Here is a 23,161-nt window from a genome sequence, read left to right as displayed (position 1 = left end):
TTTTATTTGATTAATATTTTTATGATCCGTAATGGGTAGTCATTATGACTATCAAAAACAGTGTCAATATGACAAGATGGATTGTCAAAATGACAGCGAGGTCAAGATGAGCTTTTCCGTAGACGTGCTGGCGAAGATCGCCATTGAACTGCAGACCGGTATCGGCCATCAGGACCGCTTTCAGCGGCTGATCTCCACGCTGCGCCACGTGCTGGCGTGCGACGCCTCGGCGCTGCTGCGCTACGAAGGGAGGCAGTTTATTCCCCTGGCGATCGACGGCCTGGCGAAGGACGTGCTCGGGCGGCGCTTTACCCTTGAAGGCCATCCGCGTCTGGAAACTATTGCCCGCGCGGGTGACGTGGTGCGCTTCCCGGCGGACAGCGATCTGCCCGATCCGTACGACGGGCTTATTCCCGGACAGGAAAGCCTGAAGGTGCACGCCTGCATCGGACTGCCGCTGTTTGCCGGGCAGAACCTGATTGGCGCGTTAACCCTCGACGGCATGTCGCCGGACCAGTTCGATACTTTCAGCGATGAAGAGCTGCGCCTCATTGCCGCCCTGGCTGCCGGGGCGCTGAACAATGCCCTCCTGATTGAACAGCTGGAGAGCCAGAACATTCTTCCCGGCAGCCCGGCGGCGTTTGAGCAGGTCACGCACACGGAGATGATTGGCCTCTCGCCGGGCATGGCGCAGCTCAAAAAAGAGATTGAGATCGTCGCCGCGTCCGATTTGAACGTGCTGATCTTCGGGGAGACCGGCACCGGCAAGGAGCTGGTGGCGAAGTCCATTCACGAAGCTTCGCCGCGTGCGGTCAATCCGCTGGTGTACCTCAACTGCGCCGCACTACCGGAAAGCGTGGCGGAAAGCGAGCTGTTTGGTCACGTCAAAGGGGCGTTTACCGGCGCCATCAGCAACCGCAGCGGCAAGTTCGAAATGGCCGATAACGGCACGCTGTTTCTGGATGAAATAGGCGAGCTCTCCCTGTCGCTACAGGCCAAACTTCTGCGCGTATTGCAGTACGGCGATATCCAGCGCGTGGGGGATGACCGCAGCTTAAGAGTGGATGTGCGCGTGCTGGCGGCGACCAACCGCGACCTGCGTGAGGCGGTGCTGGCCGGGCAGTTCCGCGCCGACCTGTTCCACCGCCTGAGCGTGTTCCCGCTTACCGTGCCGCCGCTGCGCGAGCGCGGGGACGACGTGGTGCTGCTGGCGGGCTATTTCTGCGAACAGTGCCGGCTCAAAATGGGGCTTTCCCGCGTAGTGTTAAGCCCGGGGGCGAGGGCGCATCTGTTGCGCTACGGATGGCCGGGCAACGTCCGTGAGCTGGAGCATGCGATTCACCGCGCTGTGGTAGTGGCGCGGGCGACGCGTTCGGGAGAAGAAGTGGTGCTCCACGCGCGTCATTTTGCGCTCCAGGATGAAACCGTACCGGCTATCGCCCAGGCTGTACCAGAGATAGCGAATGAAAATCTGCGTAGCGCCACGGAGGCGTTTCAGCGTCAGATGATTACCCGCGCGCTGGAGCAGAATAACCGCAGCTGGGCGGCGTGCGCCCGGGCGCTGGAGATGGACGTCGCCAACCTGCACCGGCTGGCGAAGCGTCTCGGGCTGAAGGGTTAGATAATCCCGGCCTGATAAAAATCCTGCAGGTTGATGGCGCCGCACAGCCTGCCGGCGTCATCAACCACCGGTGCGGCGGTGATTTTGCGCTTCATCAGCACCTCTTTGGCTTCAATGGCGCGGCTCTCGGCGTTCAGCGTCAGCCCGCCCTGGGTCATAGCGTCCGATACGTTTGTGTCCAGCTTGCCGCCGCCCACCAGCCAGCGTCGCAGGTCGCCGTCGGTGAACACGCCTTTGACGTACCCGTCGTCATCGCACACCGCCACCAGCCCCAGACCGGTGCGGCTGAGCTCCAGCATCGCGTCCATGACGCTGGTATCGAGTTTGACCTGCGGAATCGCATCGTCAGTGCGCATCAGGTGGTGAACCTTGTTGAGCAGGCGTGCGCCGAGCGCCCCCGCCGGATGCGAGCGGGCGAAATCTTCTTCGTTAAACCCGCGCGCCTGCATCACCGCCATCGCCAGCGCGTCGCCCATCATCAGGGTATTGACGGTGCTGGAGGTCGGGGCGAGGTGCATCGGACAGGCTTCTCGCTCAACGGAAATATCCAGCGTCGCTTTGGCGGCCAGCGCCAGCGGCGAGCGGGATTTCCCGGTCATCGCCAGCAGGGCGACCGATTTTTCCTGCAGGCGCGGAATAATCAGGTCCAGCTCTTTGGCCGAACCGGAGTAGGAGATAAACAGCATTACGTCGCGGCTCTCAATCATCCCCAGATCGCCGTGCAGCGCTTCTGCAGGATGCACGAAGAACGCCGGGGTGCCGGTGCTGGCCAGCGTTGCGGCAATCTTTTTGCCGATGTGGCCGGATTTACCGATGCCCGCCACGATCACTTTGCCTTCGCAGTGGATAATGGTGTTGGCGGCGCGGACAAAATCCTCGCCCAGACGTTCCGGCAGGCGGCTGGCCTCCTGCAGCTCCAGCATCAGCGTCTGGCGGCCCGTTTCTAACAGAAAATCACTCATCTCTCTCTCCGGTTACAATCACGTCGATGCCTTTCTCTTCCAGCGCTTTCCTGAACGCCGGATCGATACCCGCGTCGGTAATCAGCTTATCAACGCTTTCCAGGCTACAGACAATGTTGGGGCTTTTGCGGCCAAACTTCGACGAGTCTGCCATCAAAATCACTTCCCGCGCGGCGTTGCACATGGCTTTACTGACGCTGAATACCTCGTTGAAGGTCGTGACGCCCGCGTTCAGGTCGATGCCGTCGGTGCCCATAAACAGTTTATCAAAGCTGAAGTGGTCGAAGGCGTTCTCCGCCAGCTGTCCGTGAAACGACGCCGATTTTTTGCGGAAGGTGCCGCCGGGCATCAGGATGGTCTGCTCGCAGTCGTTCTCCGACAGGGCGTTGACGATGTGCAGGCTGTTGGTCATCACCGTGATGTTGTTAAAGCGGCTGAGCAGCGGGATCATCTGCAGGACGGTACTGCCGGCATCCAGAATGATGGAGTCGCCATCGTGGATAAATTTCACGGCGGCTTCGGCAATCATCGCCTTCTGGTGGGTATTGATCAGCGTTTTATGGTCGATAGGCGGGTCGGCTTCGTCTTTATTCAGCACCACGCCGCCGTAGGTTCGAATGACGGCACCAGAGTTTTCGAGCAATACGAGGTCCTTGCGTATCGTCGTGCCGGTGGTGTCAAAGTAGTGGGCCAGATCCTCTACAGAGCATTTTCCCTGCTTTTGCAGATGCTCGAGAATGGCCGCCTGCCGCTGACGAGGTTTCATAGGCGCTTCGTTCCTTAGGTTGCGAAATGATAATTTCGCAAGTCTATATCTTTCAAAACGAAATTATCCATGTTTCAGATTAAGCGCTAATGATAGTGCATTCTGACAGAGTGGATCATGGGGAAAGATCACATCAGGCTGTAATTCCTGCAGCGAAATGCCGTTGATTGCCTGGATTTTCACCGGACGGGCAAAGACGGTCATGCCGCGCATGATGAGGGAATCGCAGACGTTATTGTTTTCATCCAGCGCAATAGCCACGACGACGCGTGGTTTAAAGCGTCCGCCGGAACGTCCGACGCCCACGCGGCCTTTCTGGCACAGGGCATCAAACGCGCGGTTAAACTGGTGGATTTGCCAGCCGCCGAACGCCATCTGGCAGAGCCAGGCGAGGGCGGCGACGGTGATGAGTGCGGTGACCATATCGACTCCTTTAATTGCCGGGTGGCGGCTGCGCCTTACCCGGCCTACGGTTTGAAGGTTTTTGTAGGCCCGGTAAGCGGTAGCGCCACCGGGCAATACCGCTCGATCAGAACATCACCTGCCCACCGGTGACGTTGATCGACTGCCCGGTGCAGTACGAGGCTTTCGGGCTGGCGTAAAACAGCAGCATGTTCAGCACGTCCTGGTAATCGCACCCGCGCTTGAGCGGCACTTTATCGATGTAGTACTGCTCCACTTCTTCCGCCTTAATGCCGAGCTTGGTGGCGTACTGCGGCAGCAGGGACTGGAACATCGGCGATTTAAGCAGGTTGCCCAGCATCAGCGAGTGAACGGTAATGCCGTATTCGGCCAGATCCAGCGCCAGAGACTGCGTCAGCCCCACGCCGCCAAACTTCGCCGCGCTGTAGCCGGAGTTATGCTTGCTGCCCACTTTCCCCGATTTAGAGTTGATCTGAATGATGCGCCCCTGAATGCCGTCGCGGATCATCAGGCGGGAAAACTCGCGGGCGCAGAGGAAATAGCCCACCAGATTGACCTGCAGCGAACGGTCAAAATCCCCCAGCTCGAAATCGCTGATAAAGGCCGCTTTCGCAATCCCCGCGCTGTAGACCAGCAGGTCGGTACGGCCAAAAATCTCGTCCACGCCGCGGGCCAGCGCCATCACGCTCTGCTCGCTGGTGGCGTCGGCGCCAAACCCGTACGCCATTCCTTCGCCAAACTCGGTGTTGATGGTGTCCGCCACTCGGGCGGCTTTTTCGCTCTGAATGTCCACTACCGCCACGCGGTAACCCTCTGCGGCAAGCCCACGGCAGAGGAACTCGCCTAAGGTTTGTCCTCCACCAATGACAACGGCAACCTGACTCATGTGTTTCTCCTTAATTACGCAACAAATTTTAACGTGCAGCCTGGGGTGACAGCCTGCGGAACCGGACCCTCAACGTGAACCGTACCGGGATACTCCGCCTGCGGCTGGCCGTCGAAACGCAGGGTGATGTGGCCCAGCTCGCGCAGGTTTTGTTCAGCGACGTCGCCAACGGCGGTGATGGCATAGCGCGCCTCGCCCAGCTCCAGCTGGCTCCCGGCCTTCAGCTCACCGTTCAGCTCGCCGTGGCAGTGGATAAAGCAAAACTCTTCGATATCCGCAGGGGCACCTTCGCGAAAGGTGATCAGCATCCGATCGCTCAGCGCATCCGCCGCGCTCTGGCCGATGCGGGTAATGGTGGTCTGGTAAATCACGGTCATGGCAGGAACCTCTTATTGATAAATAAAGCCGGAGACAAACCAGGCAATCAACACCGTCGGCGCGCCCGTCAGGAAGCGGCTGACCAGCACGGACGGCACGCCCACGCGCACGGTGTCCTGGCGCGCTTCCGCCAGCGACAGCCCCACGGGGATAAAGTCGCACGCAGCCTGGGCGTTAATGGCAAACAGGGCGGGCAGGGCGAGGTGCGGGGGAATGTTCCCCAGACCAATCTGCACGCCAATCAGCACGCCGATGACCTGAGCAATCACCGCGCCCGGGCCGAGGAACGGCGACAGCAGCGGGAAGGAGCAGATCAGCGCCAGCGTCACCAGCCCAAGCGGGTGGCTGGCTAGCGGGGCGAGGCCATGGGCAATCCAGTCGCCCAGGCCGGAGGCCATGATGATGCCGATCAGCGCAGAGACGAACGCCATAAACGGCAGAATGGTCTTCAGCACCGTGTCGATGGTGTCGCGCCCGGACTGGAACAGCACTGCCACGGCGGACCCCATCCCCATCCCGACTTTCGCCAGCAGGCCATCGCTCTGCTCGGTAATTTTCTTGCTGGTGTCGTACTCGCGCGGAGCCGCTTTTTGCGGTGCAGACGTCCCCTTCACCAGGGTGATGTTGTCTTCCTTGACGCCCGAGACATAAATGTCTTCAAGGATGTACTGCGCCAGCGGGCCGGATTTCCCGGTGGAGTGAATATTTACCGTCGGAATACGGCGCTTCGGATAGATACCGCAGCGCAGCGTGCCGCCGCAGTCGATCACCGCCACGCCGATTTCCGCCTCCGGCGGTTCCCCTTCTTTGAAGCCGTCGACCGCTTCCCAGCCCGTCAGCTCGCGCAGCCTGTCGACGATCGCCGGGCGGGTACCCGCGGTGATGTAAACAATCTTTTTGCCTTCTGTGGCGTCGAACTCCAGCGGGCCGCCCCAGCCGCCCGTGCCTTTCTCAATGCGGATCCGGTTCATGCTGTGGCTCCTGAAAGATGGACCTTCTGTTCAAGCTGGATGCCCATTTTTTTCTCGAAAATAGCGGTGGTGAGGTCGGTCACCCAGCCACGGAAGAAGTTGGTGACCAGGCCGACCAGCAGGTAGCTCACCGCCAGCGGGCCGAGCGGCAGGCCAAGCGTGGTAAGGCCGCTGGCGATCCCGAGATAAACGAACAGCTCGCCGGGGTTGATGTGCGGGAACAGGCCGTTCATCGAATGGCAGCTGTAGGAGGCGGCGGCGTAATAGCTCGGCTTGTACTTCTCAGGCATAAAGCGGCCGAGGCTTAAGGTCATCGGGTTGCAGAACACGAAGGTGCCGATAAAGGGCAGTATTAGGTAGCGGGACAGCGGATTCCCGGCACAGCGCTGGGCGAAGCGTTCAATGCGCTGCTGGCCGATAAAGTTAATCAGCGCGTTCATGATCACCAGAAGGCTGATCAGCAGGGGCAGGATCCCGGTCACCATGCCGGTGAACACTTCTCCGCCTTTCTGAAACAGCCCGATGAACCACTCGGCGCCGTGGGTGATGGTTTCTATCATTCTTCTCTCCTGTGAGGCTTTTTTGTTTTTGTCTGGCTGGGCTAATAATAATCACTTTGAAAGGTTTTAAAGTGTTAGTTAGATCTCACAATGAAAGAAAAATGGATTATTTTGAAAGTTTATTGATGAAGGCAAGGATTTTCGGTGGAAAAAAGCGCGGATTTGCGTAGGGGAGGTGCGTACCGCTTCCTTGAGGTGTTGTGGATGCTTTACCATACTGGGTTCTTATCGAACCCGTTAAATGGATGTCTCATGTTCAAGCGTCGTTATGCAGCGCTGTTGCCTGCGCTTATTCTGCTGTCTGCCTGTAGTAGTAAACCTAAGACCGAAGCCGTTCAGCAAACGGCGGGCGCGCCTTCCGGAGGATTCCTGCTGGAGCCGCAGCACAATATGATGCAGATGGGCGGCGACTTCGCGAATAACCCGGCGGCCGAGCAGTTCATCGATAAAATGGTGAGCAAACACGGCTTTGACAGACAGCAGCTGCACGAAATTTTGTCTCAGGCCAAGCGTCTGGACTACGTGCTGCGCCTGATGGACAGACAGGCGCCGACGGCCCAGGTGCCGAGCGGGCCAAACGGAGCGTGGCTGCGCTATCGCAAACAGTTCATTACCCCGGACAACGTGCAAAACGGCGTGGCGTTCTGGAATCAGTATGAAGATGCGCTCAATCGCGCGTGGCAGGTGTACGGCGTACCGCCGGAAATCATCGTCGGGATTATCGGCGTGGAAACCCGCTGGGGCCGCGTGATGGGCAAAACCCGCATCCTTGACGCGCTGGCGACGCTCTCCTTTAACTATCCGCGCCGGGCGGAATATTTCTCTTCCGAGCTGGAAACCTTCCTGCTGATGGCGCGCAACGAGCAGGACGATCCGCTCGATCTGAAAGGGTCGTTTGCCGGCGCGATGGGCTACGGCCAGTTTATGCCGTCGTCCTACAAACAGTATGCCGTCGACTTTAACGGAGATGGTCATATCAACCTGTGGGATCCGGTGGATGCCATCGGTAGCGTGGCGAACTACTTCAAAGCGCACGGCTGGGTGCCGGGCGGCCAGGTGGCGGTGCAGGCGAACGGCGAGGCGTTTGGTCTGGAAAACGGCTTTAAAACCAAATACAGCGTTGCACAGCTGACGGCGGCAGGCTTAACGCCAACCCAGCCGCTGGGCAATGTCGAGCAGGTGAGTCTGCTGCGTCTGGATGTGGGAACCGGTTATCAGTACTGGTACGGCATGCCGAACTTCTACACCATTACCCGCTATAACCACAGCACCCACTATGCGATGGCCGTATGGCAGCTGGGGCTGGCGGTATCGCAGGCCCGCGTGCCAGCGGCGTCACCGTTTAGTCAGTAAGCCGCTCCGACGGGTAGGCCGGGTAAGGCAACGCCGCCACCCGGCATGGCTGCGCGCAGGGTGCGGCCTGATGCCCTCACCCTGACCCTCTCCCACGGGAGAGGGAAGTTTTGCAGAAACATTTCGCCACACTCCCTTTTCAAACCTGTCATTTACATCTTAACCACCTTTTATTATTGTTATGTTATAACATTTAAATTGGTGTCGAAATGTCAACCTCCCTTTTTTCTCTGTCTGCTCCGGTTCGGCTTTTGCTGGCGCTGGTGCTTATTGTCTTTCTCGGGCTGGCCGTGCGCTGGGCGGTGGCGTTGCCATGATTGTGATGAATGAACTGGTCGCGGGTTATGAACGCCAGCCCGTTACGCGGCCTCTCTCGGGCACGATTGAGCGCGGAAGTATGACCGCGATTGTCGGCGCTAACGGCTGCGGGAAATCCACCTTACTGAAAACGCTCGCCGGGTTTATCCCGCCCGTCAGCGGCGGCTTCCGCTGGCAGGGTAAGCGTCCGGTAATCGGCTGGCTGGCACAGCGCCACGCGCTGGAGGCGCAGTTTCCGTTAACCGTACGGGACGTGGTAAGCATGGGCTGCTGGCCGGGCATTTCGCTTTTTTCCGGATTTCGCCGCGAAACGCGGCTGCGCATTGCCAGCGCGCTTGAGCGCGTTGGGCTTGAGTCCATGGCGTTATCCACTATCGATGAACTCTCCGGCGGTCAGTTTCAGCGCATGCTGTTTGCCCGCGTCCTGGTGCAGCAGGCGCCGCTGGTGATGCTGGATGAGCCCTTTACCGGGGTCGATGAAGCCACCTGTAACGTGCTGATGGATGTGATGCTGGAGATGTATATGCAGGGGCAAACGCTGCTCGCGGTACTGCACGACAGCGAGCGCGTGTCGCGCCATTTCCCGCAGACGTTACGGCTGGATGCTGACGTTCCCCTGTGGAAAACCGAGCGGGTGAGAGTGGCATGATCTGGCATCTCTTTTTTCAGCCGTTTATTGAATACGGCTTTATGCGGCGCGCGCTGGTGGTTTGCCTGGCGCTCTCGGTCAGCACCACCGCGCTCGGCGTGTTTCTTCAGCTGCGCCGGATGAGCCTGATGGGCGATGCCCTTTCTCACGCCATTTTACCGGGCGTCGCCGCGGGATACTTGCTCAGCGGCATGTCGCTGCTGGCGATGAGCATTGGCGGTTTTATCGCGGGCATTACCGTGGCGCTGCTGGCCGGTCTGGTCAGTCGACGCACGCCGCTTAAGGAAGATGCCAGCTTTGCCGGGTTTTATCTTGGCTCGCTGGCGCTGGGGGTCACGCTGGTGTCGCTTCGTGGGTCGAATGTCGATCTGCTGCATCTGCTGTTTGGCTCCATCCTCGCCGTGGACAACGACGCCGCGCTGTTTGTCACGGGCGTGTGCATGTTCACCCTTATCGTGCTGGCGCTGTTCTATCGTGGGCTGGTTACCGAAGCGTTTGATACCGCCTGGCTACAGGTGAACGCCCGCTGGCTGCCTGGCCTGCTGCACGGACTTTTTCTGGCGCTGCTGGTGCTTAACCTGGTGGCCGGTTTTCAGGTGCTCGGCACGCTGATGGCCGTCGGGCTGATGATGCTTCCGGCCGTGGCGGCCCGCTGCTGGGTGCGCACGCTACCGGCGTTACTGCTGATGGCGGGCATCAGCGGTATTTTCTGCGCATGGCTGGGGCTGAGCCTCTCCTGGGCGATGAGTCTTCCCGCCGGGCCATCCATCGTGCTCACCGCCAGCGCGCTGTTCTTTATTTCCATTTTATTTGGTACGCGAAGCAGGCTCGCTGGCAGTCTGCGGGCGTATTTTTAACGCAAGGGGAAACGATGAAACGTACAGGATTAGTAGTGGCGCTCGCGCTGGGAATGATGTCGCACGGCGTGATGGCGAAAACGCTGAATGTGGTTACCAGCTTTTCGATACTGGGGGATATCACCCAGGAGGTGGGCGGTGACCATGTGAAGGTGACGACGCTGGTGGGGCCGGACGGCGATCCGCATACCTTCGAACCGTCGCCGAAAGACAGCGCGGCGCTGAGCAAGGCCGATGTGGTGGTGGTGAACGGTCTGGGGCTGGAGGGCTGGCTCGATCGGCTGGTGAAGGCCTCCGGGTTCAAAGGGCAACTGGTCGTCGCCTCAACCGGGGTGAAAACCCACACGCTTGAGGAAGATGGAAAGACCGTGACCGATCCGCACGCGTGGAACAGCGCGGCGAACGGGGCGCTGTATGCACAAAATATTCTGAACGGGCTGGTGAAAGCCGATCAGGATGACAAAGCCGCGCTGGAAGCCTCTGGCAAAACGTATATCGCACAGCTTAGCCAGCTGGATAACTGGGCCAAAACGCGCTTTAGCCAGATCCCGTCGGCGAAGCGTAAAGTGCTGACCAGCCATGACGCGTTCGGCTATTTCAGCCGCGCCTACGGCGTGACGTTTATGGCGCCGCAGGGGCTGTCGTCTGAGAGCGAGGCCAGCGCGGCGCAGGTCGCTGAAATTATCAATCAGATCAAAGCCGGCGGCGTGAAAACCTGGTTTATGGAAAATCAGCTCGATCCGCGTCTGGTTAAACAGATTGCGTCGGCGACGGGCGCACAGCCGGGGGGCGAGCTTTACCCCGAAGCGCTGTCGGCAAAAGGCGGGGTGGCAGACACCTACGTTAAGGCGTTTCGCCACAATGTGAACACTCTCGCTGACAGCATGAAATAACCTTTCCATCGCCGGTGCGTCCGTACCGGCTTTTTTCTGAAGCCCCCTCGTAAAACCTGAAGTGCATCCCCACATCTGACGAGAAAGTGCTATCTTGTGCAGCACGTTTTTCTGATGCCTGGAGCGAGAATGACTGACCATGAATTGATGCAGCTTAGCGAGATCGTTGGCCTTGCGCTGAAGCAGCGTGGCGCGACAATCACCACTGCGGAATCCTGTACCGGCGGCTGGGTGGCGAAAGCGATTACCGATATTGCCGGCAGTTCCGCCTGGTTTGAACGCGGTTTTGTGACCTACAGTAACGAAGCTAAAGCACAGATGATTGGCGTGCGTGAATCCACGCTGGAACAGCATGGGGCGGTCAGCGAACCGGTGGTCATCGAGATGGCGATTGGCGCGCTCAAAGAGGCGCGGGCCGATTACGCGATTTCCATTAGCGGCATTGCGGGCCCGGACGGCGGCAGCGACGTGAAGCCTGTTGGCACCGTCTGGTTTGGGTTCGCCACGTCCAAAGGGGAAGGGATCACCCGCCGGGAGTGCTTCAGCGGCGATCGCGAAAGCGTGCGTCGTCAGGCAACCGTTTATGCGTTAAAAACGCTCTGGCAACAATTTCTACAAAACACTTGATACTGTATGACCATACAGTATAATTGCACCAACAGAACAGAAATCCACGGTGAAGCACAGTCGCTTCTCCCGGCATGACAGGAGTAATAATGGCTATCGACGAAAACAAACAGAAAGCGTTGGCGGCAGCACTGGGCCAGATCGAAAAGCAATTCGGTAAAGGCTCCATCATGCGCCTGGGTGAAGACCGTTCCATGGATGTGGAAACCATCTCCACCGGTTCGCTTTCTCTGGATATCGCGCTGGGCGCTGGCGGTCTGCCTATGGGCCGTATCGTAGAGATCTACGGGCCAGAGTCCTCCGGTAAAACCACCCTGACGCTGCAGGTCATTGCCGCAGCACAGCGCGAAGGTAAAACCTGTGCGTTTATCGATGCCGAGCACGCGCTGGACCCTGTGTACGCCCGTAAGCTGGGCGTCGATATCGACAACCTGCTGTGTTCCCAGCCGGACACCGGTGAGCAGGCGCTGGAAATTTGTGACGCGCTGGCGCGTTCTGGTGCCGTTGACGTTATCGTGGTCGACTCCGTTGCCGCACTGACGCCAAAAGCCGAAATCGAAGGTGAAATCGGCGACTCTCACATGGGCCTCGCGGCGCGTATGATGAGCCAGGCGATGCGTAAGCTGGCCGGTAACCTGAAGCAGTCCAACACGCTGCTGATCTTCATCAACCAGATCCGTATGAAAATTGGCGTGATGTTCGGTAACCCGGAAACCACTACCGGTGGTAACGCACTGAAATTCTACGCCTCTGTCCGTCTGGATATCCGCCGTATCGGCGCGGTGAAAGAGGGTGAGAACGTCGTCGGTAGCGAAACCCGCGTGAAGGTTGTGAAGAACAAAATCGCCGCGCCGTTTAAACAGGCTGAGTTCCAGATCCTCTACGGCGAAGGGATCAACTTCCTCGGCGAGCTGGTTGACCTGGGCGTGAAAGAGAAGCTGATTGAAAAAGCGGGTGCCTGGTACAGCTACAACGGTGACAAGATTGGTCAGGGTAAAGCGAACGCGATCTCCTGGCTGAAAGAGAACCCGGCTGCAGCGAAAGAGATTGAGAAGAAAGTGCGTGAGCTTCTGCTGAACAACCAGGACTCCAAACCTGATTTCGTGGTGGATGCCGCGGATGCTGAAGAAACTAACGAAGACTTTTAATTCTTTCGTTTAAAAATGAAGGGCTGCTGATGCGGCCCTTTTTGCATTTCTGAATCAGCAGGTTTTTATGAGTGAACCGACAACACGTCGACCCGCGTATGCACGCCTACTGGACCGCGCGGTGCGCATCCTGGCCGTTCGTGACCACAGTGAACAGGAGCTGCGGCGAAAGCTGTCGGCACCGGTGATGAGTAAAAACGGCCCGGAAGAGATTGATGCCAGCGCGGAAGATTATGACCGCGTGATCGCCTGGTGCTATGAGCATCGTTATCTCGATGACGAGCGCTTTGCCTCACGATTTCTCGCCAGCCGCGGCCGTAAAGGGTATGGGCCCGCGCGCATCCGGCAGGAGCTGAACCAGAAAGGGGTGGCCCGGGAGTCCATCGAAAAAGCGATGCGCGAATGCGACATTGACTGGTGCGAGCTTGCAAAAGAGCAGGCCATTCGTAAGTACGGCGAACCGCTGCCGCGTGAATTTTCAGAAAAAGTCAAAATCCAGCGCTTTTTGCTCTACCGCGGCTTCCTGATGGAAGATATTCAGGATATCTGGCGTAATTTTGCCGATTGAACGCATGCGGGATTTTACTTCCCACCAAAGAAAACTTATCTTATTCCCACTTTTTCCAGTAGCTGGTCCGTCCAACGGTTTACCGACACAGGCTGGCTACGACATTTCGTTAGCTTGATTTCAGGATAATTATGAGCAAGAGCACCGCTGAGATCCGTCAGGCGTTTCTCGATTTTTTCCATAGTAAGGGACACCAGGTTGTTGCCAGCAGCTCCCTGGTACCGAACAACGATCCGACTCTGCTGTTTACCAACGCCGGGATGAACCAGTTCAAGGATGTATTCCTTGGTCTCGACAAGCGTAATTATTCCCGCGCCACAACCTCACAGCGTTGCGTGCGTGCGGGCGGTAAACACAACGACCTGGAAAACGTCGGTTACACCGCGCGTCACCACACCTTCTTCGAAATGCTGGGTAACTTCAGCTTCGGCGACTACTTCAAACACGATGCCATTCAATATGCGTGGGAACTGCTGACCGGTGAAAACTGGTTCAACCTGCCGAAAGAGCGTCTGTGGGTTACCGTCTATGAAACCGATGACGAAGCCTACGAAATCTGGGAAAAAGAAGTCGGGATCCCGCGCGAGCGTATTATTCGCATCGGCGATAACAAAGGCGCGCCATACGCGTCTGACAACTTCTGGCAGATGGGTGACACCGGTCCTTGCGGTCCGTGCACCGAGATCTTCTACGATCACGGCGACCACATCTGGGGCGGCCCTCCAGGCAGCCCGGAAGAAGACGGCGATCGCTACATTGAGATCTGGAACATCGTCTTCATGCAGTTCAACCGTCAGGCCGACGGTACGATGGAGCCGCTGCCGAAGCCTTCCGTCGATACCGGTATGGGCCTGGAGCGTATTGCTGCGGTTCTGCAGCACGTTAACTCCAACTACGAGATTGACCTGTTCAGCACCCTGATCAAAGCCGTTGCCGAAGTGACCGGTGCGACCGATCTGAACAACAAATCACTGCGCGTTATCGCGGACCACATTCGTTCCTGTGCGTTCCTGATTGCCGACGGCGTTATCCCGTCGAATGAAAACCGTGGCTACGTGCTGCGTCGTATCATTCGTCGTGCTATCCGTCATGGCAACATGCTGGGCGCGAAGGACACCTTCTTCTATAAACTCGTTGGGCCACTTATTGGCGTGATGGGTTCTGCCGGTGATGAGCTGAAACGCCAGCAGGCGCAGGTAGAGCAGGTTCTGAAAACCGAAGAAGAGCAGTTTGCCCGTACGCTGGAGCGCGGTCTGGCGCTGCTGGACGAAGAGCTGGCGAAGCTTAAGGGCGACACGCTGGATGGCGAAACTGCTTTCCGCCTGTACGACACCTACGGCTTCCCGGTTGACCTGACGGCGGACGTTTGCCGCGAGCGCAACATCAAAGTTGACGAAGCGGGCTTCGAAGCCGCGATGGAAGAGCAGCGCCGTCGTGCGCGTGAGTCCAGCGGTTTCGGTGCAGACTACAACGCGATGATCCGCGTTGATAGCGCGTCTGAATTCAAAGGCTATGAAGCGCTGGAACTGACCGGCAAAGTGACCGCTCTGTTTGTTGACGGTAAAGCCGTAGACAGCATCAGCGCGGGTCAGGATGCGGTTGTCATTCTGGACAAAACGCCGTTCTACGCCGAATCCGGCGGCCAGGTTGGCGATAAAGGCGAACTGAAGGGCAATGGCTTCAGCTTCAGCGTGACCGACACCCAAAAATACGGTCAGGCGATTGGTCACCAGGGCAAACTGGTTTCCGGTTCTCTGAAAGTGGGCGAGGGCGTCCAGGCTAACGTTGATGAAGCTCGCCGCGCGCGCATTCGTCTGAACCACTCGGCAACCCACCTGATGCACGCAGCCCTACGCGACGTGCTCGGTACCCACGTTGCACAGAAAGGTTCTCTGGTTAACGACAAAGTGCTGCGCTTCGACTTCTCGCATTTTGAGGCGATGAAGCCGTCTGAAATCCGTGCGGTGGAAGATCTTGTGAACGCGCAGATCCGTCGCAACCTGCCAATCGAGACCCATATCATGGATCTCGAGGACGCGAAGAAGAAAGGTGCGATGGCGCTGTTTGGCGAGAAATATGACGACCGCGTTCGCGTGCTGAGCATGGGCGACTTCTCTACCGAGCTGTGCGGCGGTACGCACGCCTCGCGCACCGGTGATATCGGCCTGTTCCGCATTGTTTCCGAATCAGGTACGGCGGCAGGCGTGCGTCGTATTGAAGCGGTGACCGGTGAAGGTGCGATTGCCAGCCTGCATGCGCAGAGCGATCAGCTGCACGACATCGCGCAGCTGCTGAAAGGCGATAGCCAGAACCTGGGCGAGAAAGTGCGCGTTGCGCTGGATCGCACGCGTCAGCTGGAAAAAGAGCTGCAGCAGCTTAAAGAGCAGGCTGCGGCGCAGGAGAGTGCAAACCTCTCCAGCAAGGCTGTAGACATTAAGGGCGTCAAACTGCTGGTCAGCGATCTGGCGGGCGTTGAGCCTAAGATGCTGCGTACTATGGTCGACGATCTCAAGAACCAGCTTGGTTCTACCGTTATCGTGCTGGCGACAGTGGCAGAAGGTAAGGTTTCTCTGATTGCGGGCGTCTCTAAGGATGTGACCGACCGCGTAAAAGCAGGGGAACTGATTGGTATGGTCGCTCAGCAGGTGGGCGGCAAGGGTGGCGGTCGTCCGGACATGGCGCAAGCCGGTGGTACGGATGCGGCGGCACTTCCTGCGGCATTAGCCAGCGTTGAAAGCTGGGTAAGCGCGAAACTGTAATAACTACAAAGCACAAGCAGACGCCATAGCGGTAACGTTATGGCGTCTTGTTCACTGTGCTATCGATAACGATAAAGTCAGGTTGAGTTTGTGTATATCGGCTAAACTTACGTTTAACAGAATGTGATGCCGTGACTGCTTACACTTTACGTGTTTGTCATCGCTTACTTTTTGGCGTTATATGATGGATAATGCCGGGATACAAGAGACCCGACTCTTTTAATCTTTCAAGGAGCAAAGAATGCTGATTCTGACTCGTCGAGTTGGTGAGACCCTCATGATTGGGGATGAGGTCACCGTGACAGTTTTAGGGGTAAAGGGTAACCAGGTACGTATTGGTGTTAACGCTCCTAAAGAAGTATCTGTCCACCGTGAAGAGATCTACCAGCGTATCCAGGCTGAAAAATCCCAGCAGTCCAGTTACTGATATTGTCGCGTCTCGCTGTCGGGCGAGACGCAACCCTCCTGTCATTTTTCCTGCTCAACGTTACCGTTTAATTTCAAACGCTCTCTTTTTAACCACTTCGTTACCCTAAACTCGCCCTTACGCCGCCATTTCTGCAGAGGTTTTCTGTGAAGATGCCTGCAAAATCCGCTTATAAAACACCCTCTTTGCGGCTTTTACATGCGAATTGCGTGTGATTTGTGCAAACGATAAAAGCTTTTGGAAAATTGTTTGACTTATAAGTCCCAGAAAGTAATATATGCGCCACGCAGCGACGAGAAGCTCTTAACGAGTAACTCGAAGCACTCGAAAGAGGCGTTGTGTGGTGAGGTGGCCGAGAGGCTGAAGGCGCTCCCCTGCTAAGGGAGTATGCGGTCAAAAGCTGCATCCGGGGTTCGAATCCCCGCCTCACCGCCATTTTGCATCCGTAGCTCAGCTGGATAGAGTACTCGGCTACGAACCGAGCGGTCGGAGGTTCGAATCCTCCCGGATGCACCATCTATTACTTCATATTGCTTTAGAAGTGATATGAATATCGAGCAGTACAGTAGTAAATCCCGATGCATCCGTAGCTCAGCTGGATAGAGTACTCGGCTACGAACCGAGCGGTCGGAGGTTCGAATCCTCCCGGATGCACCATCTTCTCCGAGATAACAGCAAGGCTGTTGTTTCGAGGTCTGCGGATTAGCCGCGAGCACCAGGGAGGATAACGTTGCTTTAGCAACGGCCCGAAGGGCGAGGCGCAGCCGAGTAATGCTCCCGGATGCACCATTTACTATTTCTGAAAGCAGTACCCTGATGCATCCGTAGCTCAGCTGGATAGAGTACTCGGCTACGAACCGAGCGGTCGGAGGTTCGAATCCTCCCGGATGCACCATTACTGTTTCTAAAAGCATTTCCCGATGCATCCGTAGCTCAGCTGGATAGAGTACTCGGCTACGAACCGAGCGGTCGGAGGTTCGAATCCTCCCGGATGCACCATCTTCTCCTTCTTTGTTTATTCCTTCGACGTTCCGTCAGCAATCACACTCTCTGTCAGCGACAAAAACCACCATTTACGATAAAGTAATGCTTTGTTAATCGGTTAGCGAGAGCACGATGTACGCACAGTATGACGGTTTGATCTTCGATATGGATGGTACCCTTCTGGATACCGAACCCACGCATCGTCAAGCCTGGACCGACGTCCTGGGCCGTTACGGCATGCGTTTCGACCTTCAGGCGATGATCGCGCTCAACGGCTCCCCAACCTGGCGTATTGCACAGGCCGTGATTGAACTGAATCAGGCCGATCTCGATCCGCACCTGCTCGCACGCGAAAAAACCGATGCGGTAAAAGCCATGCTTTTAGATACCGTACGTCCTTTGCCGCTGATTGATGTGGTAAAAGAGTGGCACGGGCGTCGCCCGATGTCGGTGGGGACGGGCAGCGAAAGCGCAATTGCAGAGGCATTACTCAATCATCTTGGCCTGCGCCACTATTTCTCTGCCGTGGTTGCCGCCGATCATGTTAAACACCACAAGCCCGCACCGGACACCTTCCTGCTCTGCGCAGAATTAATGGGCGTCCCGGCGGCAAAATGTGTCGTATTTGAAGATGCTGATTTCGGCATCCAGGCCGCGCGTGATGCCGGAATGGATGTGGTGGATGTGCGCTTACTGTGAGTGACGCGCTGTCACTTGCCTCATTATTCGCCAGCAGTTTTCTCAGCGCCACGCTGTTACCGGGCAATTCGGAAGTGGTGCTGGTGGCGATGCTGTTGTCCGGCGTGAGTCAGCCCTGGCTGCTTGTATTAATAGCAACAATGGGTAATAGCCTTGGAGGGCTGACTAACGTTATTCTTGGGCGTTTCTTTCCGCTGCGTAAAAAATCGCGCTGGCAGGAAAAGGCAGTCGGCTGGCTAAAACGCTATGGCGCTGCCACGCTGTTATTAAGCTGGATGCCTGTAATAGGCGATTTACTGTGTCTGCTGGCGGGATGGATGCGCATCTCCTGGGGACCGGTGCTCTTTTTTTTGTGCCTTGGCAAGGCGTTGCGTTATGTCCTCGTGGCATGGGCAACGCTGCAGGGTATGACGTGGTGGCACTAATTGGTGGAATGAATACGCGACCTTCAATCGTCAACCATTACAATTATGCTGAGTAACATTACTTTGACAGGCGGGAGGTCAATTTGATCCCGGACGTATCTCAGGCGCTGGCCTGGCTGGAAAACCACCCTCAGGCATTGAAGGGTATTCAGCGTGGTCTTGAGCGTGAAACGCTGCGCGTTAACGCGGACGGCAGTTTAGCGACGACGGGTCACCCGAAGGCGTTAGGCTCGGCGCTGACACATAAATGGATCACAACCGATTTCGCTGAAGCGCTGCTGGAGTTCATTACCCCAGTAGAGGGTGATATTGATCATATGCTGACGATCATGCGCGATATCCATCGCTACACCGCGCGCAACATGGGCGACGAGCGCATGTGGCCCCTCAGCATGCCGTGCTATATCGAGCAGGGCCAGGAGATTGAGCTGGCACAGTACGGCACGTCAAATATCGGCCGGCTGAAAACGCTCTACCGTGAGGGGCTGAAAAACCGCTACGGCGCGTTGATGCAGACCATCTCTGGCGTGCACTACAACTTCTCGTTGCCGATGGCTTTCTGGGAAGCGAAATGCGGTGAAACGGATAAAGACGCGATCTCTGAAGGCTATTTCCGTCTGATCCGCAACTATTACCGTTTCGGCTGGGTGATCCCGTATCTGTTTGGTGCCTCCCCGGCGATCTGTTCTTCGTTCCTGCAGGGAAAACCGACGACGCTGCCGTTCGAGAAGACTGACTGCGGAATGTACTATCTCCCGTACGCTACCTCTCTGCGCCTGAGCGATCTCGGCTATACCAATAAATCGCAAAGCAATCTCGGTATTACGTTTAACGAATTGCACGAATATGTGGCAGGATTGAAGCGGGCGATCAAAACCCCGTCGGAAGAGTACGAGAAAATCGGCCTCGAAAAAGACGGCAAGCGTCTGCAGATCAACAGCAATGTCCTGCAGATTGAAAACGAGCTGTATGCGCCTATTCGTCCTAAGCGCGTGACGCGCAGCGGCGAAACCCCGTCGGATGCGCTGCAGCGCGGCGGGATTGAATACATTGAAGTGCGCTCGCTGGATATCAACCCGTTCTCACCGATTGGCGTTGATGAACAGCAGATTCGCTTCCTGGATCTGTTTATGGTCTGGTGCGTGCTGGCGGATGCGCCGGAAATGAGTTCAGACGAACTGCTCTGTACCCGTACAAACTGGAACCGCGTGATTCTGGAAGGGCGCAAGCCGGGTCTGACGCTGGGTATCGGCTGCGAAACGGCACAGTTCCCGCTGACCAAAGTCGGCAAAGATCTGTTCCGCGATCTGAAGCGTGTTGCCCGGACAATGGACAGCATCGACGGCGGAGATGCGTATCAACAGATCTGCGACCAGCTGGTGGCGTGCTTTGATAACCCGGAACTGACGTTCTCAGCACGCATTCTGCGTTCTATGATTGATCAGGGCATTGGCGGCACGGGGCGTTCACTCTCATCGGAGTATCGTGAGATGCTGATGCAGGAGCCGTTAGAGGTGCTGAGCGAAGCGGATTTTGTAGCGGAACGCGATGCGTCCGTTGTGCGTCAGAAAGAGGTTGAAGCGGCGGATACCGAGTCGTTTGAGGCGTTTCTGGCGAAACAGGCTTAAGCAGAAAAGAAAAAGGCCACATCGCTGTGGCCAAAATATACATCTCTGAATTCAGGGATGATGATAACAAATGCGCGTCTTTCATATACTCAGACGTGCATTCTGTAGAAGAGTTCAGTTTATTTTAAAAAAAATCACTATCGGAGGTGACGTATGCCGTTATTAGATAGCTTTACTGTCGACCATACCCGTATGGAAGCACCTGCAGTCCGCGTGGCGAAGACCATGCACACCCCGCACGGCGACACGATCACCGTCTTCGATCTGCGTTTCTGCGTGCCAAACAAAGAAGTGATGCCGGAGAAAGGCATTCATACGCTGGAACACCTGTTTGCTGGCTTTATGCGTGACCACCTGAACGGCAACGGCGTGGAGATCATCGATATCTCTCCGATGGGCTGCCGTACCGGTTTCTACATGAGCCTGATTGGCGTGCCTGATGAGAAGCGCGTCGCAGATGCGTGGAAAGCGGCGATGGAAGACGTGCTGAAGGTGAAAGAGCAGAACCAGATCCCTGAGCTAAACGTTTACCAGTGCGGTACCTACCAGATGCACTCTCTGGAAGAAGCGCAGGAAATCGCGCGTCACATCATCGAGCGTGACGTTCGCGTGAACAGCAACGAAGAGCTGGCGCTGCCAAAAGAAAAACTGCAGGAACTGCACATCTAGTGCACCTTACCCCTCTCCCTCAGGGAGAGGGTCGGGTGAGGGTGGTTTAATCCCATGACCACAGCCTTAACTTTCTCCTTTACCCACCGTCCCCTCGTTCCGTTTGCCCATGATTACGTTCATGGTGACAGCGAACCCTGGCACAAGCACGACTGCGCGCAGCTGTTGCACACCCTGAGCGGCGTGGTACGGGTAGATACCGCATCGGGCTGTTGGGTTGTTCCTCCCGGTCGCGGCGTCTGGCTGCCGGCGGGCACGCAGCATTCCCTGCGCATTACCGGCAACGTGGCGGCGCGAACCCTGTTTATCGATCCGCTGGCGCGTGCCGATCTCCCGGCCACCTGCCAGATCGTTCAGATCTCGCCGCTGCTGCGCGAGCTGATCCTCGTCTGCCTTGCTTTACCTGAATCGTACTTACCCGGAAGCCGGGATGAACGCGTCTATGAGCTCATTCTCGATGAAATTCGCATTATGCCGGTGCTGCCGTTTCACCTGCCGGAGCCGGAAAGTGAGGCGCTACGTCGCCTGTGCCTGCATATCCGGCAAAACCCGGGGGAAAGCTGGAGCAGCGCGCAGGCCGCGAGCATGATGAACATGAGCGAGCGCACGCTGAACCGCCATTTTCAACAGCAGACGGGATTAAGCTACGGAGAGTGGCTGAGAAGGGCGCGCCTGCTGGAAGCTTTAGTGCGGCTGGCGCAGGGCCAGCCGGTATTGCGCGTGGCGCTGGATCTGGGCTACAGCAGCCACAGCGCCTTTACGGCCATGTTCCGTCGGGTGATGGGCGTCTCCCCCAGCGATTACTTTAAGAACGACTGACGGCGTTAAACAGCGCCTGAAGCGACGCGCGCGCCACGTCGCTGTCAATGCCCACGCCCCAGCGGCTGCTGCCGTCCTGGAACAGGCAGCGGATGTAGGCTACCGAGCGGCTGTCGCTGCGTTCGCCCAACGTATGCTCGTGATAATCCTTAATCACGAACGGGGCGTTGACCCAGCGGCTTAAGCCCTGAGCGGCGGCGGAGAGCAGGCCGTTACCCTGACCTTCCAGCTGGCGCGTTCCTCCCTGTGTGGCGACGCTGGCCGTCAAACGCAGCTGGCCGTCCTGCTGGCTATCGCTGCGGTAGGATTGCAGCGCATAGTGCGGCGTTGCTACCAGGCCGTAGCGGGTGCGGAACAGCTGCCACAGCGCATTTTGCGTCATCTCTTTTCCGTGACGATCGGTTTCCTGCTGCACGTGCTGGCTGAAATCCTGCTGCAGGGCGCGGGGTAGTTTCAGCCCATGATTCTGTTCGAGCAGCCACGCGCTGCCGCTTTTCCCTGACTGGCTGTTCACGCGAATCACCGCTTCGTAGGTACAGCCGATATCCTGGGGATCGACGGGAAGGTAAGGCATCTCCCAGCGATCGCCTGGCCTGCGGGCATCAAAACCTTTTTTTATCGCGTCCTGGTGCGAGCCGGAGAAGGCGGTATAGGCCAGACGGCCCGCCCACGGATGGCGCGGGTGGACCGGCAGCTGATTGCAGGTTTCCACCACTTCCACCACCCGGTTCATATCGCTAAAGTCCAGATTCGGGCTAATTCCCTGGCTGTAGAGGTTCATTGCCAGCGTCACCAGGCAGACGTTGCCCGTACGTTCCCCGTTACCAAACAGACAGCCCTCCACGCGGTCAGCTCCCGCCATTACGGCCAGCTCCGCGCAGGCGACGCCGGTACCGCGGTCGTTATGCGGATGCACGCTGATGCAGACATCGCGGCGGCGGCTGAAGTGGCGGCAGAAATACTCGATCTGGTCGGCATAGACGTTCGGCGTGCTCACTTCGACGGTGGCCGGTAGGTTGATCACCATCGGCCGCTCGTCGCACGGCTGCCAGATCTCCGCGACGGCTTCACAAATCTCCAGCGCAAATTCCGGCTCGGTAAAGCAGAAGGTTTCCGGAGAGTATTCGTACTGCCAGCGGGTGTCCGGGTTCTCTTCACACTGCTGACGAATAAGCCGCGTGGAGCGCGTCGCCAGCTCGACGACCTGCGCTTTCTCCATGCCGAACACTAGGCGGCGGAACAGCGGGGCGGTGGCGTTGTAGAGATGGACGGTGGCCTGTTTCGCGCCGCGCAGGGATTCGAAAGTGCGATGGATGAGATCTTCCCGTGCCTGAGTCAGCACCTGAATCGTCACGTCATCCGGGATGCGATTCTCTTCAATCAGCTGGCGAACGAAGTTGAAATCCGTCTGCGAGGCGGAAGGAAAGGCAACCTCGATCTCTTTAAACCCGCAGCTCAGCAGCAGTTCCCAGAACTGCAGCTTGCGCGCGCTGTCCATCGGCTCGGCAAGGGCCTGGTTGCCGTCGCGTAAGTCGGTGGAAAGCCAGCGCGGCGCGCGGGTGATGCGTTGCTCCGGCCAGAGGCGGTCGGGCAGGGAAAGGGTTGGATAGGGTTGGTACTTGTCGGCGGGGGTGTTCAGCATGATGCGCTCCTGTTGTCTTTTCACTATCGTGAATCGATTTCAGGCGCGCTGCTTTATCGGAACTGACAATGGCTGTCGCGTTCTGGACACGGTGGCAATGGTTGCCCGGTGGCGCTGCGCTTACCGGGC

Annotated in this window: 23 protein-coding genes and 5 tRNA genes; 20 read left to right on the top strand and 8 right to left on the bottom strand. The window is 57.4% G+C overall.

Annotation, left to right across the window (positions count from 1 at the left end; all coding sequences use genetic code 11):
- Nucleotides 1–106 precede the first annotated feature (106 nt).
- Entirely contained in the window at nucleotides 107–1,621 is a 1,515-nt protein-coding gene (norR, locus tag V1587_RS19780; protein ID WP_371897953.1) for a nitric oxide reductase transcriptional regulator NorR, read from the top strand.
- On the opposite strand, the gene gutQ is transcribed toward norR, so the two are convergent.
- From gutQ to srlA, 7 genes are all read right to left on the bottom strand, one after another.
- Nucleotides 1,618–2,583: an arabinose-5-phosphate isomerase GutQ gene (gutQ, locus tag V1587_RS19775; protein WP_371897954.1), complete on the bottom strand. Its 966-nt coding sequence runs from the start codon at nucleotides 2,581–2,583 to the stop codon at nucleotides 1,618–1,620. The two genes, norR and gutQ, sit on opposite strands and share 4 nt — an antisense overlap.
- The gene (locus V1587_RS19770) at nucleotides 2,576–3,349 is read right to left on the bottom strand and encodes a DNA-binding transcriptional repressor (protein ID WP_371897955.1); all 774 of its coding nucleotides are present in this window, start codon (nucleotides 3,347–3,349) and stop codon (nucleotides 2,576–2,578) included. The genes gutQ and V1587_RS19770 overlap by 8 nt, the downstream gene beginning before the upstream one ends.
- Before the next feature lie 63 nt (nucleotides 3,350–3,412).
- Nucleotides 3,413–3,772 (bottom strand): transcriptional regulator GutM, encoded by a 360-nt coding sequence (gene gutM / locus V1587_RS19765; RefSeq protein ID WP_045908515.1) that lies wholly within the window; start codon nucleotides 3,770–3,772, stop codon nucleotides 3,413–3,415.
- Nucleotides 3,773–3,878: 106 nt separating this feature from the next.
- Nucleotides 3,879–4,658 (bottom strand): sorbitol-6-phosphate dehydrogenase, encoded by a 780-nt coding sequence (gene srlD, locus V1587_RS19760; RefSeq protein WP_023294411.1) that lies wholly within the window; start codon nucleotides 4,656–4,658, stop codon nucleotides 3,879–3,881.
- 14 nt (nucleotides 4,659–4,672) lie between these two features.
- Nucleotides 4,673–5,035, bottom strand: a complete 363-nt coding sequence (gene srlB, locus V1587_RS19755) for a PTS glucitol/sorbitol transporter subunit IIA (protein ID WP_395314462.1) — start codon at nucleotides 5,033–5,035, stop codon at nucleotides 4,673–4,675.
- A gap of 12 nt (nucleotides 5,036–5,047) precedes the next feature.
- Nucleotides 5,048–6,007, bottom strand: a complete 960-nt coding sequence (locus V1587_RS19750; RefSeq protein WP_039025237.1) for a PTS glucitol/sorbitol transporter subunit IIB — start codon at nucleotides 6,005–6,007, stop codon at nucleotides 5,048–5,050.
- Nucleotides 6,004–6,567, bottom strand: coding sequence for a PTS glucitol/sorbitol transporter subunit IIC (gene srlA, locus V1587_RS19745; RefSeq protein ID WP_003862164.1), 564 nt, complete (start codon nucleotides 6,565–6,567; stop codon nucleotides 6,004–6,006). Before srlA ends, V1587_RS19750 begins: the two co-directional genes overlap by 4 nt.
- A 252-nt stretch (nucleotides 6,568–6,819) precedes the next feature.
- On the opposite strand from srlA, the gene mltB reads away from it, so the two are divergent.
- The 19 genes from mltB to V1587_RS19650 all read left to right on the top strand — a co-directional run bounded on the left by mltB (nucleotide 6,820) and on the right by V1587_RS19650 (nucleotide 21,390).
- A complete protein-coding gene (mltB, locus tag V1587_RS19740; protein ID WP_371897957.1) occupies nucleotides 6,820–7,920 on the top strand; it encodes a lytic murein transglycosylase B in 1,101 nt (366 codons plus the stop codon).
- 313 nt (nucleotides 7,921–8,233) lie between these two features.
- Nucleotides 8,234–8,887: a metal ABC transporter ATP-binding protein gene (locus V1587_RS19735; RefSeq protein WP_371897958.1), complete on the top strand. Its 654-nt coding sequence runs from the start codon at nucleotides 8,234–8,236 to the stop codon at nucleotides 8,885–8,887.
- Complete coding sequence (locus V1587_RS19730; protein WP_371897959.1) at nucleotides 8,884–9,744, top strand: metal ABC transporter permease; 861 nt, start codon at nucleotides 8,884–8,886, stop codon at nucleotides 9,742–9,744. Before V1587_RS19735 ends, V1587_RS19730 begins: the two co-directional genes overlap by 4 nt.
- Nucleotides 9,745–9,758: 14 nt before the next feature.
- Complete coding sequence (locus tag V1587_RS19725; protein ID WP_371897960.1) at nucleotides 9,759–10,637, top strand: metal ABC transporter substrate-binding protein; 879 nt, start codon at nucleotides 9,759–9,761, stop codon at nucleotides 10,635–10,637.
- 129 nt (nucleotides 10,638–10,766) lie between these two features.
- Entirely contained in the window at nucleotides 10,767–11,264 is a 498-nt protein-coding gene (pncC, locus tag V1587_RS19720; protein WP_023308944.1) for a nicotinamide-nucleotide amidase, read from the top strand.
- A gap of 89 nt (nucleotides 11,265–11,353) precedes the next feature.
- Nucleotides 11,354–12,412, top strand: a complete 1,059-nt coding sequence (gene recA, locus V1587_RS19715) for a recombinase RecA (protein ID WP_023308943.1) — start codon at nucleotides 11,354–11,356, stop codon at nucleotides 12,410–12,412.
- A 67-nt stretch (nucleotides 12,413–12,479) separates the two neighbouring features.
- Entirely contained in the window at nucleotides 12,480–12,980 is a 501-nt protein-coding gene (gene recX / locus V1587_RS19710) for a recombination regulator RecX (protein ID WP_371897961.1), read from the top strand.
- Between the two features lie 131 nt (nucleotides 12,981–13,111).
- Nucleotides 13,112–15,739, top strand: a complete 2,628-nt coding sequence (gene alaS / locus V1587_RS19705) for an alanine--tRNA ligase (RefSeq protein WP_371897962.1) — start codon at nucleotides 13,112–13,114, stop codon at nucleotides 15,737–15,739.
- Nucleotides 15,740–15,980: 241 nt separating this feature from the next.
- A complete protein-coding gene (csrA, locus tag V1587_RS19700; protein ID WP_000906486.1) occupies nucleotides 15,981–16,166 on the top strand; it encodes a carbon storage regulator CsrA in 186 nt (61 codons plus the stop codon).
- A 342-nt stretch (nucleotides 16,167–16,508) separates the two neighbouring features.
- Nucleotides 16,509–16,601: transfer RNA gene (locus tag V1587_RS19695), tRNA-Ser, on the top strand.
- A gap of 4 nt (nucleotides 16,602–16,605) precedes the next feature.
- Nucleotides 16,606–16,682, top strand: a tRNA-Arg gene (locus V1587_RS19690).
- 64 nt (nucleotides 16,683–16,746) lie between these two features.
- Nucleotides 16,747–16,823: transfer RNA gene (locus V1587_RS19685), tRNA-Arg, on the top strand.
- Nucleotides 16,824–16,984: 161 nt separating this feature from the next.
- Nucleotides 16,985–17,061: transfer RNA gene (locus V1587_RS19680), tRNA-Arg, on the top strand.
- A 27-nt stretch (nucleotides 17,062–17,088) separates the two neighbouring features.
- Nucleotides 17,089–17,165 (top strand) — tRNA-Arg (locus V1587_RS19675).
- A gap of 117 nt (nucleotides 17,166–17,282) precedes the next feature.
- On the top strand, nucleotides 17,283–17,849 hold the full coding sequence (gene yqaB / locus V1587_RS19670) for a fructose-1-phosphate/6-phosphogluconate phosphatase (protein ID WP_371897963.1): 567 nt from the start codon (nucleotides 17,283–17,285) through the stop codon (nucleotides 17,847–17,849).
- Nucleotides 17,846–18,274 (top strand): YqaA family protein, encoded by a 429-nt coding sequence (locus tag V1587_RS19665; RefSeq protein ID WP_371897964.1) that lies wholly within the window; start codon nucleotides 17,846–17,848, stop codon nucleotides 18,272–18,274. The genes yqaB and V1587_RS19665 overlap by 4 nt, the downstream gene beginning before the upstream one ends.
- Nucleotides 18,275–18,357: 83 nt before the next feature.
- Nucleotides 18,358–19,902, top strand: a complete 1,545-nt coding sequence (gene gshA, locus V1587_RS19660) for a glutamate--cysteine ligase (protein WP_371897965.1) — start codon at nucleotides 18,358–18,360, stop codon at nucleotides 19,900–19,902.
- 153 nt (nucleotides 19,903–20,055) lie between these two features.
- Nucleotides 20,056–20,571, top strand: coding sequence for an S-ribosylhomocysteine lyase (luxS, locus tag V1587_RS19655; protein WP_047646219.1), 516 nt, complete (start codon nucleotides 20,056–20,058; stop codon nucleotides 20,569–20,571).
- Nucleotides 20,572–20,625: 54 nt separating this feature from the next.
- A complete protein-coding gene (locus tag V1587_RS19650) occupies nucleotides 20,626–21,390 on the top strand; it encodes a helix-turn-helix transcriptional regulator (protein WP_371897966.1) in 765 nt (254 codons plus the stop codon).
- Here the strand turns inward: V1587_RS19650 and leuA are convergent.
- A complete protein-coding gene (gene leuA, locus V1587_RS19645) occupies nucleotides 21,377–23,032 on the bottom strand; it encodes a 2-isopropylmalate synthase (protein ID WP_371897967.1) in 1,656 nt (551 codons plus the stop codon). The two genes, V1587_RS19650 and leuA, sit on opposite strands and share 14 nt — an antisense overlap.
- Nucleotides 23,033–23,161 lie beyond the last annotated feature (129 nt).

It is taken from the genome of Enterobacter sp. ECC-249, from assembly GCF_043965265.1.
Lineage (GTDB): Bacteria > Pseudomonadota > Gammaproteobacteria > Enterobacterales > Enterobacteriaceae > Enterobacter > Enterobacter quasiroggenkampii.
This window is presented reverse-complemented; position numbering and strand designations above follow the sequence as displayed.

Coding starts and splice junctions, on each gene's coding strand:
- norR (WP_371897953.1), top strand. CDS start 107: ATGAGCTTTTCCGTAGACGTGCTGGCGAAGATCGCCATTGAACTGCAG.
- gutQ (WP_371897954.1), bottom strand. CDS start 2,583: ATGAGTGATTTTCTGTTAGAAACGGGCCGCCAGACGCTGATGCTGGAG.
- V1587_RS19770 (WP_371897955.1), bottom strand. CDS start 3,349: ATGAAACCTCGTCAGCGGCAGGCGGCCATTCTCGAGCATCTGCAAAAG.
- gutM (WP_045908515.1), bottom strand. CDS start 3,772: ATGGTCACCGCACTCATCACCGTCGCCGCCCTCGCCTGGCTCTGCCAG.
- srlD (WP_023294411.1), bottom strand. CDS start 4,658: ATGAGTCAGGTTGCCGTTGTCATTGGTGGAGGACAAACCTTAGGCGAG.
- srlB (WP_395314462.1), bottom strand. CDS start 5,035: ATGACCGTGATTTACCAGACCACCATTACCCGCATCGGCCAGAGCGCG.
- V1587_RS19750 (WP_039025237.1), bottom strand. CDS start 6,007: ATGAACCGGATCCGCATTGAGAAAGGCACGGGCGGCTGGGGCGGCCCG.
- srlA (WP_003862164.1), bottom strand. CDS start 6,567: ATGATAGAAACCATCACCCACGGCGCCGAGTGGTTCATCGGGCTGTTT.
- mltB (WP_371897957.1), top strand. CDS start 6,820: ATGTTCAAGCGTCGTTATGCAGCGCTGTTGCCTGCGCTTATTCTGCTG.
- V1587_RS19735 (WP_371897958.1), top strand. CDS start 8,234: ATGATTGTGATGAATGAACTGGTCGCGGGTTATGAACGCCAGCCCGTT.
- V1587_RS19730 (WP_371897959.1), top strand. CDS start 8,884: ATGATCTGGCATCTCTTTTTTCAGCCGTTTATTGAATACGGCTTTATG.
- V1587_RS19725 (WP_371897960.1), top strand. CDS start 9,759: ATGAAACGTACAGGATTAGTAGTGGCGCTCGCGCTGGGAATGATGTCG.
- pncC (WP_023308944.1), top strand. CDS start 10,767: ATGACTGACCATGAATTGATGCAGCTTAGCGAGATCGTTGGCCTTGCG.
- recA (WP_023308943.1), top strand. CDS start 11,354: ATGGCTATCGACGAAAACAAACAGAAAGCGTTGGCGGCAGCACTGGGC.
- recX (WP_371897961.1), top strand. CDS start 12,480: ATGAGTGAACCGACAACACGTCGACCCGCGTATGCACGCCTACTGGAC.
- alaS (WP_371897962.1), top strand. CDS start 13,112: ATGAGCAAGAGCACCGCTGAGATCCGTCAGGCGTTTCTCGATTTTTTC.
- csrA (WP_000906486.1), top strand. CDS start 15,981: ATGCTGATTCTGACTCGTCGAGTTGGTGAGACCCTCATGATTGGGGAT.
- yqaB (WP_371897963.1), top strand. CDS start 17,283: ATGTACGCACAGTATGACGGTTTGATCTTCGATATGGATGGTACCCTT.
- luxS (WP_047646219.1), top strand. CDS start 20,056: ATGCCGTTATTAGATAGCTTTACTGTCGACCATACCCGTATGGAAGCA.
- V1587_RS19650 (WP_371897966.1), top strand. CDS start 20,626: ATGACCACAGCCTTAACTTTCTCCTTTACCCACCGTCCCCTCGTTCCG.
- leuA (WP_371897967.1), bottom strand. CDS start 23,032: ATGCTGAACACCCCCGCCGACAAGTACCAACCCTATCCAACCCTTTCC.